This window comes from Vibrio jasicida CAIM 1864 = LMG 25398 (genome assembly GCF_000400365.1).
Taxonomy (GTDB): domain Bacteria; phylum Pseudomonadota; class Gammaproteobacteria; order Enterobacterales; family Vibrionaceae; genus Vibrio; species Vibrio jasicida.
In genome coordinates, this window is sequence record NZ_BAOG01000053.1 from 282,187 (window position 1) to 296,814 (window position 14,628).

13 protein-coding genes are annotated in these 14,628 nt (G+C 47.3%); 9 read left to right on the forward strand and 4 right to left on the reverse strand.

Annotated elements, in window-relative coordinates; genetic code table 11:
• Positions 1-75 precede the first annotated feature (75 nt).
• The 6 genes from dnaE (at position 76) to VJL_RS15520 (ending at position 7,940) form a co-directional block, all read left to right on the forward strand.
• A complete protein-coding gene (gene dnaE / locus VJL_RS15495; RefSeq protein WP_038864719.1) occupies positions 76-3,555 on the forward strand; it encodes a DNA polymerase III subunit alpha in 3,480 nt (1,159 codons plus the stop codon).
• 46 nt (positions 3,556-3,601) lie between these two features.
• Complete coding sequence (gene accA, locus VJL_RS15500; protein WP_038864720.1) at positions 3,602-4,561, forward strand: acetyl-CoA carboxylase carboxyl transferase subunit alpha; 960 nt, start codon at positions 3,602-3,604, stop codon at positions 4,559-4,561.
• Between the two features lie 105 nt (positions 4,562-4,666).
• Positions 4,667-6,013, forward strand: coding sequence for a tRNA lysidine(34) synthetase TilS (gene tilS, locus VJL_RS15505; RefSeq protein ID WP_038879160.1), 1,347 nt, complete (start codon positions 4,667-4,669; stop codon positions 6,011-6,013).
• Between the two features lie 64 nt (positions 6,014-6,077).
• Positions 6,078-6,392: a c-type cytochrome gene (locus tag VJL_RS15510; RefSeq protein ID WP_038879163.1), complete on the forward strand. Its 315-nt coding sequence runs from the start codon at positions 6,078-6,080 to the stop codon at positions 6,390-6,392.
• A 229-nt stretch (positions 6,393-6,621) separates the two neighbouring features.
• Positions 6,622-6,960, forward strand: coding sequence for a nitrogen regulatory protein P-II (gene glnB, locus VJL_RS15515; RefSeq protein ID WP_005436810.1), 339 nt, complete (start codon positions 6,622-6,624; stop codon positions 6,958-6,960).
• A 134-nt stretch (positions 6,961-7,094) separates the two neighbouring features.
• Entirely contained in the window at positions 7,095-7,940 is an 846-nt protein-coding gene (locus VJL_RS15520) for an endonuclease/exonuclease/phosphatase family protein (protein WP_038879166.1), read from the forward strand.
• Positions 7,941-7,957: 17 nt separating this feature from the next.
• On the opposite strand, the gene VJL_RS15525 is transcribed toward VJL_RS15520, so the two are convergent.
• The 3 genes from VJL_RS15525 to gloB form a co-directional block, all read right to left on the reverse strand.
• Positions 7,958-8,644 carry a YIP1 family protein gene (locus tag VJL_RS15525; protein ID WP_038879168.1) on the reverse strand — a complete coding sequence of 229 codons (687 nt, stop codon included), beginning with the start codon at positions 8,642-8,644 and terminating at the stop codon, positions 7,958-7,960.
• On the reverse strand, positions 8,641-10,227 hold the full coding sequence (locus VJL_RS15530; RefSeq protein ID WP_038864730.1) for a lytic transglycosylase: 1,587 nt from the start codon (positions 10,225-10,227) through the stop codon (positions 8,641-8,643). The genes VJL_RS15525 and VJL_RS15530 overlap by 4 nt, the downstream gene beginning before the upstream one ends.
• Before the next feature lie 252 nt (positions 10,228-10,479).
• Complete coding sequence (gene gloB, locus VJL_RS15535; RefSeq protein ID WP_038864732.1) at positions 10,480-11,238, reverse strand: hydroxyacylglutathione hydrolase; 759 nt, start codon at positions 11,236-11,238, stop codon at positions 10,480-10,482.
• A 36-nt stretch (positions 11,239-11,274) separates the two neighbouring features.
• On the opposite strand from gloB, the gene VJL_RS15540 reads away from it, so the two are divergent.
• Positions 11,275-12,030, forward strand: coding sequence for a class I SAM-dependent methyltransferase (locus VJL_RS15540; protein ID WP_038864734.1), 756 nt, complete (start codon positions 11,275-11,277; stop codon positions 12,028-12,030).
• Here VJL_RS15540 and rnhA read toward each other — a convergent pair.
• Positions 12,027-12,491, reverse strand: a complete 465-nt coding sequence (gene rnhA / locus VJL_RS15545) for a ribonuclease HI (protein WP_038864736.1) — start codon at positions 12,489-12,491, stop codon at positions 12,027-12,029. The two genes, VJL_RS15540 and rnhA, sit on opposite strands and share 4 nt — an antisense overlap.
• Before the next feature lie 58 nt (positions 12,492-12,549).
• Here rnhA and dnaQ point away from each other — a divergent pair, with 58 nt between their 5' ends.
• Both dnaQ and VJL_RS15555 read left to right on the forward strand, forming a co-directional pair.
• Entirely contained in the window at positions 12,550-13,266 is a 717-nt protein-coding gene (dnaQ, locus tag VJL_RS15550) for a DNA polymerase III subunit epsilon (protein ID WP_038864738.1), read from the forward strand.
• Positions 13,267-13,281: 15 nt separating this feature from the next.
• Entirely contained in the window at positions 13,282-14,532 is a 1,251-nt protein-coding gene (locus VJL_RS15555) for a TIGR03503 family protein (RefSeq protein ID WP_038879171.1), read from the forward strand.
• The last annotated feature ends 96 nt before the right edge of the window (positions 14,533-14,628 follow it).

Sequence of the window (14,628 nt, forward strand, 5' to 3'; positions counted from 1 at the left end):
TAGCGGCTGCTTGGTGTTATAAGCCAGCCCTTAGGTTAGAATTCCCAACAAGATTTAGTTTTACGGTACCTGTTAATGTCAGATCCCAAGTTCATTCACCTTCGTGTCCATAGTGACTTCTCGATGGTGGATGGTATCAACAAAGTTCCACCGCTCGTTAAGAAAGTCGCCGAACTCGGCATGCCAGCAATGGCACTGACCGATTTCACCAACTTATGTGGTTTGGTGAAATATTACGGCACAGCTCACGGTAGTGGTGTTAAGCCAATCATTGGTGCAGACTTTAAAATGCAATCCGATGAGTTTGGCGAGGAACTGACACAACTGACCGTATTGGCGGCGGACAACACCGGTTATAAAAACCTAACATTGTTGATTTCCAAAGCGTATTTACGTGGTCACGTTCAACATCAGCCTGTTATCGATAAAGCATGGTTAGCGGAACTGTCAGAAGGACTTATCATTCTTTCTGGTGCGAAGAACGGTGAAATCGGTAAGGCATTGCTAAAAGGCAACCGTAAAGTTGTCGACAGCTGCGTCGAGTTTTATAACCAATACTTCCCTGACCGCTTCTATCTAGAATTGGTTCGAACCGGTCGCCCAGATGAAGAAACCTACCTTCACTTTGCGATTGAATTGGCAGAAGAGGTAGAACTGCCAGTTGTTGCAACTAACGAAGTGGTGTTCATCAGCGAAGACTTGTTTGATGCTCATGAAATCCGCGTTGCGATCCACGATGGTTACACCCTAGAGGATCCACGACGTCCAAAGAACTACAGTCCAGAGCAGTATTTGCGTACGGAAGAGGAAATGTGCGAGCTGTTTGCCGACATTCCTGAAGCGCTGGAAAACAGTGTCGAAATCGCTAAACGCTGTAATGTAACGGTTCGTCTCGGTGAATATTTCCTGCCAGCCTTCCCAACCGAAGGGATGGAAGAAACCGAATTCTTGGTGATGAAATCTCGTGAAGGCCTGGAAGAACGTCTTGAGTTCCTATTCCCAGACGAAGCCGAGCGTAAAGAGCGTCGACCAGAATACGACGATCGCCTTCAAATCGAACTCGACGTAATCAACCAAATGGGATTCCCGGGTTACTTCTTGATCGTAATGGAGTTCATCCAGTGGTCGAAGGACAATGCGATTCCAGTAGGCCCAGGTCGTGGTTCGGGTGCTGGTTCTTTGGTGGCATACGCACTGAAGATCACCGACCTTGACCCGTTGGAATATGACCTTCTTTTCGAACGTTTCTTGAACCCAGAACGTGTCTCTATGCCCGATTTCGACGTCGACTTCTGTATGGACAAACGTGACCAAGTTATTGACCACGTAGCAGAAATGTACGGTCGTGATGCGGTATCGCAGATCATCACGTTTGGTACCATGGCGGCAAAAGCGGTAATCCGCGACGTTGGCCGTGTATTGGGCCACCCATTTGGTTTCGTTGACCGTATCTCGAAACTGGTTCCGCCTGACCCAGGTATGACGCTAGAGAAAGCGTTTAAAGCTGAGCCAGCGCTACCAGAGCTTTACGACGCCGATGAAGAAGTCAAAGAGCTGATCGATAAGTGTCGTATCCTAGAGGGTTGTACACGAAATGCCGGTAAGCACGCGGGTGGTGTTGTAATTTCACCTACCACGATCACCGACTTTGCGCCGATTTATGCTGATGCGGAAGGCCACTTTCCCGTTACTCAGTTCGATAAGAACGACGTTGAAACCGCTGGCTTAGTTAAGTTTGACTTCTTGGGTCTGCGTACCTTAACCATCATCGACTGGGCACTGGGCCTGATTAACCCACGTTTAGAACGTGAGGGTAAAGAATCCGTTCAAATTGAATCGATCCCGCTGGTGGATCCGGCGTCTTTCCGACTATTACAAAACTCAGAAACTACTGCGGTATTCCAGCTGGAATCGCGTGGTATGAAAGAACTGATCAAACGTCTTCAGCCGGATTGTTTCGAAGACATCATCGCACTGGTAGCCCTCTTCCGTCCCGGTCCGCTACAGTCGGGCATGGTAGATAACTTTATCGACCGTAAACACGGCCGAGAAGCGATCTCTTATCCAGATGAAAAGTGGCAACACGAATCACTTAAAGAGATTCTGGATCCCACTTACGGCATCATCCTGTATCAAGAACAGGTAATGCAGATTGCACAGGTACTGTCTGGCTACACCCTTGGTGGTGCGGACATGCTTCGTCGTGCGATGGGTAAGAAAAAGCCAGAAGAGATGGCGAAGCAGCGTGCCACCTTTGAAGAAGGCGCGATTGCTAACGGCGTCGATGGCGAGTTGGCGATGAAAATCTTCGACTTGGTAGAAAAGTTTGCAGGTTACGGTTTTAACAAATCGCACTCGGCAGCTTATGCGTTGGTTTCTTACCAAACGCTATGGCTAAAGACGCACTTCCCAGCAGAGTTCATGGCAGCGGTAATGACCGCCGATATGGACAACACGGAAAAAGTCGTTGGCCTTGTAGACGAATGTTTCCGCATGAAACTGACCGTCTTACCGCCAGACATTAACTCCGGTTTATACCGCTTTAACGTGGATGAAAACGGCGCGATTGTTTACGGTATTGGCGCAATTAAAGGTGTGGGTGAAGGCCCAATTGATGCGATTTTAGAAGCGCGGAATAAAGGCGGTCACTTCATTGATCTGTTTGACTTCTGTGCGCGCATCGATCTGAAAAAGGTCAACAAACGCGTTATCGAAAAACTGATTTACGCGGGCGCACTTGACCGACTTGGTCCACATCGTGCGGCGTTGATGGCATCGTTGAATGACGCGGTCAAAGCGGCCAGCCAACATCACCAAGCTGAAGCATTTGGTCAGACTGATATGTTCGGCGTATTGACCGATGCTCCGGAAGAAGTGGAACACAAATACACCCAAGTTCCGGCGTGGCCAGAGAAAGTATGGTTAGAGGGTGAGCGTGAGACGCTAGGTTTGTATTTGACAGGCCACCCAGTAAACGCATACATAAAGGAACTAAATAAGTACGTTAGTTGTCGACTAAAAGATGCGACACCAACTCGACGTGATCAATCTGTGACCGTTGCGGGCTTGGTTATTGCAGCTCGTGTGATGACAACGAAGCGCGGAACACGCATCGGTTTGATGACTTTGGATGACAGAAGTGGTCGAATGGAAGTGATGTTGTTCTCGGATGCGCTCGATAGATATGCAGAACTTCTCGAAAAAGACAAAATTTTGGTCGTTTCTGGACAGGTCAGCTTTGATGACTTCAATGGTGGCCTTAAAATGTCGGCGCGTGAGGTCATGGATCTTGGTAGTGCACGTGAAAAATATGCACGTGGTTTGTCAGTATCCATCGATGCGAGCCAAATTAACGATAAATTCTTTGAGCAATTTACGCGTATTTTAGAACCGTACAAAGCCGGAACCGTACCTGTCAATGTATACTACCAGCGTGCCGACGCCAGAGCGCGGTTAACATTGGGCACCGAATGGCGAGTAACGCCAAGTGATACATTGCTAGACGATTTAAAACAGTTACTTGGCAAAGGCCAAGTAGAACTCGAATTTAACTAAAAATTCAGCGCAATATGTTAGACGCTGAGTCAAAAAGGATTCATAGATGAGCCTAAACTTTCTTGAATTTGAAAAGCCGATTGCAGAACTAGAAGCGAAAATTGAAGCGCTACGTGACGTATCTCGTCACGGTGGTGATTCTGCAGTTGACCTTGATAAAGAAATCGAACAGCTTGAGAAAAAGAGCCTAGAACTTAAGAAGAAAACCTTCAGCAACCTAGGCGCATGGGAAACAGCTCAACTGGCTCGTCACCCTTTACGTCCATACACATTGGATTACATCCAGCACGCGTTTGAAGAGTTTGACGAATTGGCGGGTGACCGTGCGTTCGCAGACGACCAAGCTATTGTTGGTGGTATCGCACGTCTTGAAGGCCGTCCAGTGATGATCATTGGTCACCAAAAAGGTCGTGAAACCAAAGAGAAAGTGAAGCGTAACTTTGGTATGCCTAAACCAGAAGGTTACCGTAAAGCACTGCGTCTGATGGAAATGGCTGAGCGTTTCAACATGCCTATCATCACTTTCATCGACACAGCTGGCGCATACCCAGGTGTTGGCGCGGAAGAGCGCGGTCAATCTGAAGCAATCGCAAAAAACCTAAAAGTGATGTCTGGTCTTAAAGTACCAGTAATCTGTAACGTGGTGGGCGAAGGTGGTTCAGGCGGTGCACTTGCTATTGGTGTAGGCGACTACGTGAACATGCTTCAGTACTCAACGTACTCAGTAATCTCTCCAGAAGGTTGTGCTTCAATCCTATGGCGTGATTCAGACAAAGCACCTCAAGCAGCAGACGCAATGGGTCTAACTGCTCCTCGTCTAAAAGAGCTTGAGCTTATCGACGAAATCATCGAAGAGCCATTAGGTGGTGCACATCGTGACCACGTTCAAATGGCGGCGAATATGAAAGCAAATCTGCTTCGTCAGCTAGAAGACCTAGAACAGCTGGATCACGAAACGCTACTTGAGCGCCGTTACCAGCGTCTAATGAACTACGGTTACTGCTAAATTACGGTCACTGTTAAGCGCTAGCTGATCTCTCTTGAGATAACAGATAAAATAGAAAGGGTTGGGCATGTGTCCAGCCCTTTTTTTGTTTCTACCGGATTGCTTATGGAATCGCTTTACTCAAATTTTGCTCAAGTTCTCGACCGCTATCATCAACCAAACACTAAGATCGTTTTGGCGTTCAGTGGTGGGGTGGATTCGCGTCTGTTGCTTGAGCTGTTGAGTCGTTACCAACAAGCGCGTTCAGCAGACGGTAGCTCTGCAGATTCCCAACTAATAAACTGTCATGCTGTGTATGTTCATCATGGTTTGAGTGTGAATGCTGATGATTGGGCACAAAAGTGCAAGCAATGGGCACAGCAAGCTGGGTTCTCATGTTCCGTTGAACGCGTGAACCTAGATATTAACAGTGGTGAAAGCATTGAGCTTTTAGCTCGTGAAGCGCGCTATCAAGCTCTGGCGAAGCACATCGCAGTCGGTGACTTACTGCTGACCGGTCAACATGCCGATGATCAGGTCGAAACCTTCTTATTGGCACTAAAACGTGGCAGTGGACCGAAAGGGTTGTCGTCGATGGCAGAAAGTATGCCGTTTGCTAGTGGGACATTAATACGCCCATTACTGACCATTAAGCGAGAGCAAATCGAAGCGGCAGCCAGAGAGCAAAAACTGGATTGGGTAGAAGACGAAAGTAACCAAGATATTCGTTACGATCGTAACTTCCTCCGTCATCGCATTGTGCCTGAGCTATCTGAACGTTGGCCGAGCATCCACCAAGCGGTGCAACGCAGTGCGACTTTGTGTGCCCAGCAAGAGACCTTGCTAGATGAGTTGCTCGAAGCGGCATTCAATCAGGCAATGCAGCCGGATTTGAGTTTGAGTATTGACGTTTTAACGGCACACAGTGAGTTGGCGCGCGCACGTTTGATTCGTATGTGGCTGGCAAAACTCAATGCCAATATGCCGTCTCAAGTGCAGTTGAACCTGATTTGGGATGAAGTGGCGCGGGCTCAACAGCACGCCAACCCAAAATTGAAGATCAAGCGAGGTGAAGTGCGCCGCTTTCAACATCGACTCTACTGGGTCACTGAAACTTCAGATGTGACCTCGTGGCAAGCCGAGTGCCCTTTGAATACGCCTCTAAAGCTTCCTGAGCCGTTAGGGGAGCTTGAGTTGAGTACCAAGTCATGTGAGCTAAGTATTACCCTACCTGCGCACCCAGAGCGACTTAGAATTACATTTAACCCTGAAGGCTTGTCTGCACACCCGACGACTCGTCACCACAGTCGTAAGCTGAAAAAACTCTTTCAGGAATACAATGTGCCGAGCTGGCGACGTCGTCAAATTCCAATTCTAATGTATGAAGATAAAGTGGTTGCCGTCGCTGGCCTGTTCGTTGATCAAGCCTTTAGTGGTCAAGACTGTGAACTGATCTGGCGCAAGATGTTGTAATTCATGCAACAATATCGGTTATAAAACAAAAATATCTTTAAATAATAATCGATTAGGTGAAGCAATGAAGAAAATAATTATGGGCGCAGGAATCGCGCTAGCCATGTTAAGTGGGCAGGCAATGGCGGCAGGCGATGTGGCTGCTGGCCAAGCAAAAGCTGGCGTTTGTGCTGCTTGTCATGGACCAGATGGAATTGCTGTGATTCCTGGCTACCCAAACTTAAAAGGTCAAAATGAGCAGTACATTGCTAGCTCAATTAAGGCATACAAAGCAGGCCAGCGCACTGGTGGTTTAGCCGCGGTGATGCAAGCACAAGCAAGTTTGCTGTCTGATGAAGACATTGCTAACTTGGCGGCATACTATGCGAGCTTGAAGTAAGCGCGGTTTGTAGCTGTAACCCAGACAAAGATTTAGACCAAGCCAGAGCCAGTGCTCTGGCTTTTCGTTTTGGGCATTTGGGATTGCTGATTGCGCGACTTTGTTACATTCATCGGCAAATAAATCCCACCAGTGTCAGGATTTTCAGGTGCTTGGTCACAACAAGGATTGAATGTTGTGAGGCGCTAACCGATAATATGCGCAAACGATTGAAGCTTAAGGGATGAACATGAAAAAGATTGAAGCGATTATCAAGCCATTCAAATTGGATGATGTTCGAGAAGCATTGGCTGAAGTAGGCATTACAGGGATGACCGTCTCTGAAGTGAAAGGCTTTGGTCGTCAGAAAGGTCACACAGAATTGTACCGCGGTGCAGAGTACATGGTGGATTTCCTTCCTAAAGTGAAGCTAGAAATCGTAGTGACGGAAGACGTTGCAGACAAGTGTGTAGAAACCATCATCGAAACGGCGCAAACCGGTAAGATTGGTGACGGTAAGATCTTCGTAACAGACGTCGAACGCGTAGTGCGTATCCGTACTGGTGAAGAAGACGAAGATGCGATCTAATCTGTTATCCAGATAGATATAAGATTTCACTACAGCATATGGTGAAAATTTGAGTAAGCTAAGAGGGAGCCGACTGGGGCTCCTTTTTTATTATGCGCATTTTATGCGTGCCATTTTTGTATTTAGGTAAGCCTATGTATCCGCGTTTAGCTTTTGCGTTAGTTTTTCTTATTATTACTGCGGTGGTGAGCTTTCAGGTGATTTTTACCGTGCCAGAGCAACCACAAATTATTACTCAAACAGGGGCGAACATTAAGCAAGATATCCGCTGCATGGAGTTTGATAAGCCGCAAGTGCTAGATAAGGATGGCGAGCTAAATGTCTTAGTGTGGAACATTTACAAACAAAACCGAGACAACTGGAAGCAAGCGTTGGATACATTCTCCGTTAATAAACAGTTGCTCTTGTTACAAGAAGCAAGCTTAACGGACGACTTCAAAAGCTGGCTGGTGGAAGGGCATTGGGTCAGTAATCAAGTCAGTGCGTTTAAAGCATTAGGAAGTGGTGCTGGTGTGATCAGCATTGCGCAAAAAGAGCCCATTCTCGCTTGTGCGTACACATCGAAAGAACCGTGGTTGCGCTTGCCGAAATCGGCACTGTATAGCAAATACAGGCTTAGCAATGGTGAAACCTTAGCGGTGGTGAACATTCACGCGATCAACTTTACCGTTGGTACCGAGGAATACACTTCGCAATTGTCTGCGTTAGAAAGGGTATTGAAAGAGCACAAAGGCCCGATTTTGTTTGCGGGGGATTTCAATAGTTGGAGTGAAGAGCGCGTGATGGCAATGAAGAAAGCACTCCAAAAAGCCAATCTACAAGAAGCAAAGTTCAGCCAAGACAATCGAACTCAGTTCATTACAGGCTTGCCGCTTGATCATGTGTTTTATCGCGGGTTAACCCTCAAAAACGCGAAAGCGCCGCAGAGCGACGCTTCCGATCATAATCCACTGTTGGTGTCGTTTACGTTAAGCGACTAACGGATTACCTTGGTCCATTAAGCGATAACGATGTACAACGCCCAAATTACGTAAAACGCAATCCAAGGCAGGCTCGCAATCACAAGAGCCTGTCCGCGTTCGAACTCTGTCCAAGTCAAAACTACACCATAGCCAAGCACGATATACCATGGCAATAGCAATGGTAATGAGCTTGCAAAGTGTGACCAATCACTGGTCAAAGGTAACTTTAGTAACCCGTTTAGGCTATTCAAATCGGCAGCGTAAGTCATCACCTGACCATGCTTCAGTAATAAGCTCGCGTAGCTTGCAATATCGCCCAACACGGCTGGGAATAAAATCGCACTCGCAGCAGCGAACCATTTCCAGTAACCGTATTGCTGTTTACTTGCCTTGGTTGCAAGAAAGAACCACAGCGCTAATAGCAGCAGTGTTGCAAAACGATTGAATACGTCATTGATGATCGCACTTGCCATCAGCGTGTTTGGCTCCAGCAACTCGATTTGCTTTGGATCGATCTGTTGGAACTGAGCGGTCAGTTGATCACTTAACCAAGTAAAATCCACATTCGAGAAGTAGGCGCCCCAGAATAGGAATGGGCTGAGCATCAAAATGATGAACGGCTGCCACCCCCAACCTCCGCGCTGATACAGCGCTAAGAAGCAAGATGTTGGCGATCGGAAGATATCCAACAACATGATAAGTGGGTTACTCGACGGGTTCATACACTTACCTTAGTTACATCAACATACAACTTAAGCTTCTGACCTGGTTTCAGGTACTTCTGCTTTTGAAGAGAATTCCATTTCACGATGTCGTTACCCTTCACCTTAAACTTGGTTGCAATACCACTGATGGTGTCGCCAGAACGTACGTTGTAGAACACGGTACGAATCACTGCGCCTTTATCAGAGTTCTTCCAAATCACCAGTTTTTGGCCAACGCGCAAGGTGTCTTTTGGTCCCATGCCGTTCCATTTTGCCAAAGACTTATGAGAAACCTTGTTCTCTTTTGCGATTGACCACAAGCTCTCGCCTGATTGCACAACGTGAGTCAGTTTGAATTGACCACGAGATTGAGATTGCGTTTTGTTCAGGCGATTTTCAGCAGTTAAGGCGTACTTTGTATCGTCTTTTGTCGACGTTGGGATCATTAGGTACTGACCAACGCGGATATTGTTGTTCGATAGGCCGTTAGCACGTTGGATAACTTTCGTTGTCGTACCGTACTTCTGAGCCAATACGCTGAGCGAGTCACCAGACTTCACTTTATAGCGTGCGACCTTCATGCCTTTACCACGGTTCTTCTTCACTTGAGCAAGGAACTGATCCTTTTTCTCGATAGGAATAAGAAGTTGGTGTGGGCCGTCAGGTGCAGTAGACCATTGGTTATATGCTGGGTTGTAACCTTGCAGCTCCTTAACACCAATTCCGGCGTAGTCTGCCGCAATTGCTAGGTCTAGTTGTTCTTTTGGATCAACCTGAGTCAGAACTGGCTTGTTCGGGATCGGCGGAATGTCGATGCCGTACTTATCTTGGTTCGCAATGATGTCCGCTAGTGCAAGCAGTTTAGGAACGTAACTGCTGGTCTCTTTTGGAAGATCCAAAGAGAAGAAGTCCGTTGGTTTGCCTAGCTTTTTGTTCTTACGAATTGCGCTCGATACACGGCCACCACCACTGTTGTAAGCCGCAATCGCTTGATCCCAGTTGCCGTCAAAACGCTTGCTTTGCTGCTCTAGGTAATCCAGTGCTGCATCGGTAGAAGCATAAACATCACGGCGACCGTCGTACCAGTAGTTCTGATCTAGACCCATCATTTTGCCGGTGCCTGGAACGAACTGCCACAAACCTGCTGCACTGCCGTGCGAGTAGGCAAAAGCATCAAATGAGCTTTCTACGATCGGTAGCAGCGCCAGTTCCATCGGAAGGCCACGTTCTTCGATACGGGTGGTAATCATGTACAAAAACGGCTGTGCACGTTCAGATACTGTGCGCAGGTGGTTAGGATGCTTTAAATACCAAGTGCGGTAGTAAGCCACTTTCTTGTTGTCAGGAATGTCCATTTCAAGTTGCATGCCGATACGTCGCCACACATCGTCTTGTTCCTGAGGGGAAAGGGCTTTTGGCGTCTCTTTAGCAGGTTTCTTTGCTATCGATTGCTTTTTCTCGGAGTCAGCCTGAGCTGTTTTTTGCTTAACAGCTTGTTCTGACTTATTGGTTTCTGGTGTTGGAGTGCTTGCAGAATCTGACTGTGTCAATTGACAGCCAGATAATAGTAACGCCAACGCCCAACTGTACTTCAAACGCATGGTTTCAGCCTATTTAGGGCCTGTTTATCTTCTCCTGCCTGTCGCGCAACAAAGTGCGTGGCAGTCGCAAGATAATAGACATCTTGTAACACTAACTAAGGGTAGAGGCGGTTTTGCCGCTACTTTATGCGTTTGGGTGAAATACAAACAGATTTATATCAGCCCCAAACGCAATAGAAGCGCCAGAGGCGCTTCTATGAAAATCAGCTCACGATAATACTTGCGTCTAGCAAAGTTACAAGCAGAAAATGGTTAAAATTCGTTCTTCCACTCACGTAAAGCTGTAAAAACCGAGCATGGGTCGCTATTTTGGATACGGTTTGTTACAGATTTTATGACCTCTGCGTTCGTTGCACGCAGGAATGGGTTAATTAACTTCTCTTTGCGTAACGTCGTAGGAAGGGTAGGAATATTTAATCCGCGTAGACGGTTTACATCATCACGGTATTGACGCAAATGTTCATTGTCCGGCTCAACCGCCAGCGCAAATGCTACATTACTTGCCGTGTATTCATGTGCGCAGAACACTTCTGTCTCTTCCGGCAGTTTCATTATTTTGCTTAGTGACTCAAACATCTGCTCTGGTGTGCCTTCAAAGATTCGGCCACAACCCGCCGAGAACAGCACGTCACCACAGAACAACTTACCGTCACCAACATAGCCAATGTGACCTAATGTGTGGCCAGGCAGCCCCAGTACCATGAAGATTTCGCCAAACAGTTCTAGCTTGTCGCCTTCTTCCATTGCGTTGGTTAAGGTTGGAATTGGCTCTGCTTTCGGACCAACCACTGCAACATGAGGAAACGCATGAACTAAATCTGGAACGCCACCAATGTGATCGTTGTGGTGGTGTGTAATTAAGATCGCTTCTAAAGTTAACTCGTTAGCCTGCAAATATTCCAACACTGGCTTAGCATCGCCCGGATCAACCACGGCGCATCGCTTATCGCTATTTTGAATCAGCCAGATGTAATTATCATTAAATGCGGGTATGCTTTTGATCTCTAACACGTTCGTTCTCCGTCACCCTTTTAAGTCAGGTGGTTAATGAAACCAGCACTCAGCAACAAAACTTTACAGCACCCGTCGACCTGGTCAGAAATGAATAACGGCCCGTGGGTACTTGAGTCAATCCAAACCCGACTCGACGAGTGGTGTCCGAAATTGTTCGGTTACCACATGCTTAAATTGGGCGGGTTGAGCTGTGAGCTAACCAGCTGTAGTTGTAACATTCAACACCAAGTCAACGTAGATATCCAGAACCCGTTGCATAATGTCATTGCAGATGGTTACGAATTACCCTTTTTAGAGAAAAGCTTTGATGTTGCGGTCCTCGCCCATCAGCTTGACTATGCAAGTGATCCCCATCGACTGCTGCGAGAAGTCGATCGCGTCATGATGGATGATGGTTATCTTATTATTACGGGATTCAACCCAATCAGTTTCACTGGACTTGCGAGTTTGTTGCCTTGGCGCAGAAATAATTTGCCTTGGAGTGGACGAATGTTCACCGCGAACCGGATTAAAGACTGGTTAGGGGTATTGAACTATCAGGTGATTCATTGCGAGCGTTATGCTCTGTTTCCTATGACACGTTACAAAACCATGTGGACATGGTTGGAAAACAGCTTGGGGGATTGGGCATCGCCGGCGGGGAGTTTGTATTACATCGTCGCTCGTAAGCGAACTTACCCTCTCAAACCTATCAAGCCACATTGGCGTTTGAAGAGAAAGTTAACACCACTGGGCGTGATGAACAGAGAGGGCAGTGCGGTAGAAAAGGTATCAAGCAGTAAAAACTAAGACGCTTGGTAACCGGTATCTTCTTCGGTTGGGTTTTCTGCGGCTGTGCGTGCTAATTCATCACACATTTCGTTTTCACGATGACCCGCGTGGCCTTTAACCCAGCGCCAATCCACTTGGTGGCGAGCAGTCTCTTTATCCAATGCCTGCCATAAATCGGCATTTTTCACAGGTTTTTTATCTGACGTTTTCCAACCGCGTTTCTTCCAGTTGTGGATCCATTGCGTAATGCCTTGGCGCACGTACTGACTATCGGTAGTCAACGTCACTTGGCACGGCTCTTTTAGCGTTTGTAACGCCACAACAGCGGCCAACATTTCCATACGGTTGTTTGTGGTGAGCGTGTAGCCTTTGGCGAGGGTCTTTTCTGTTTGCTTATAACGCAAGACAATGCCGTAACCGCCAGGGCCTGGATTTCCTAAACAAGATCCGTCTGTGAAAATCTCAACGTGTTTGGTCATATTTTTGGTACTATTAGCCGAAACATTTAATAAAGCATAGTCTGACACACATAACCTTATGAATACCAGCAGCAATTCTGAACATAATCGTATTGTCGTTCTCGATACCGAAACCACGGGTATGAACCTAGAAGGTGGTCCTCACTACATGGGTCACCGCATCATCGAAATTGGTGCCGTGGAGATCATCAACCGTAAGCTGACTGGTCGTCACTTTCACGTTTACCTAAAACCTGACCGTGAAATCCAACCAGACGCGATTGAAGTCCACGGTATTACCGATGACTTCTTGGTCGACAAGCCAGATTACTCAGCCGTACACCAAGAGTTTCTCGACTTTATCAAAGGTGCCGAGCTGGTTGCCCACAACGCGCCCTTCGATACCGGCTTCATGGACTATGAGTTTGAAATGCTCAATCCAAGCATTGGTAAGACGGATGACTACTGTAAGGTGACCGATACCCTTGCCATGGCGAAGAAAATCTTCCCGGGCAAGCGAAACAACCTCGACGTCTTGTGTGAACGTTACGGCATTGATAACTCACACCGTACTCTCCACGGGGCATTGCTCGATGCGGAGATTCTAGCTGACGTTTACCTCCTAATGACGGGTGGTCAAACGAGTCTAGAATTCAACGCCAACAAAAAAGACGGTGAAGCGGAAGGCATTCGTCGTGTTGAAGGAAGAAAAGCGCTAAAGGTTTTGCGTGCAACTGCCGATGAAGTAGAAGCACACCAGAAAAGACTCGAACTGGTGAACGACAGTATTTGGTAGTTATTAGGAGAGACTATGTTGAGGGCTTTGTCAGTCGCTATTTTAGCGTTCTGGAGTTGTTTCGCGTTTGCTGCGAGCGAGTCCGCCATGTCTTTGTTAGATAACCGCTTTCGTGTCGATCCCACCATCGAACAGATTACTTTTTTGGTTTATCGTGAACAGAGCTCTCAGCCCGTCGTCCTTGTCCGCCCCGATGGTAAAAAATATTACGCTTGGGGCACCTACGACAACGTTCGTTGGTATCAAGAATCTTCCCTCGACATCATCTCGATAGATAAACCCATGCCGGGTCCTTGGCAGGCCGTCGGCAAAGTTACCCCGAAAAATAACATCCGTCTGATTTCGCACCTCAAGCTCAGCACCGATGTGTTTCCAAACCGCCTTTACAATAGCGAAGCTCTAAAATTTACCGCACGTTTGACCTCAGACGATAAGCCGCTTGTACTGCGTGATTTCCTAGACCGGGTAAACCTGCGTGTGACTTTTACTAAGTTTGTTGAGAACGAAGACGAACTGATCAAAGAAGCGCGCCCTGTACCAATGGTGATTGGCGAATTTGCCGATGATGGCCGAGATCTTGATGAAAAAGCAGGCGATGGTGTATTTACCGTTCAACTGCCGATTGATGTCGAACCGGGTAAATACCGCGCGCGCATTACTTCTGGCAACGGCGTGTTCCTGCGAGCACAAGAACAAGTGGTACTGGTATACCCATCTCCAATCTCACGTACTTTCATTCAATCTCGTCATGCAGACCAACCTCATCAGCTGGTGGTTAGTGGTGAGCAAGGCATGATCACGCCCGGAACCATTGCCGTAAACGTTGAGCAAGAAGCACCAGACGGCTTTATCAGTTACAGCCAAGGTCAGGTGTCGGCTGATGGTTCTAAAACCACATTGAAGATGGATAACGATCCTGAACTTGGCAAATATTCATGGCACGGTGAAGTCTTTGCTACCGACTTGTCTACCAAGCGCTCATTGGTGTTCCCAATTAAAGAGCAGACGTTCAGTGTGGTCGACGAAGTGGATCTAGAAGCCGCACGTCTTGCTAAAGAAGCAGAGCTTGCCGAGCAACGCCGCATCGAAATGGAAAAACGCATCATCGCCGAGCGCGAAGCCGAACGTAAGCGTAGCATGATCATCATCGCCATCGGCAACGTGATTGCATTGATTCTGGTGATTCTATTCTGGATCATCTGGAGCAAGCTCAAGGCCAAACGCCAAGCCATGCCAGAGATGCAGTTAGAAGTGCCGAAGAAGTAGGGCGCAAGAATTTAAATAGAAAACGGAGCCGATTGGCTCCGTTTTACTTTTTATGGCGCATCTAATTTTGTGACACTCTTGGCGAAGGTTATGAAT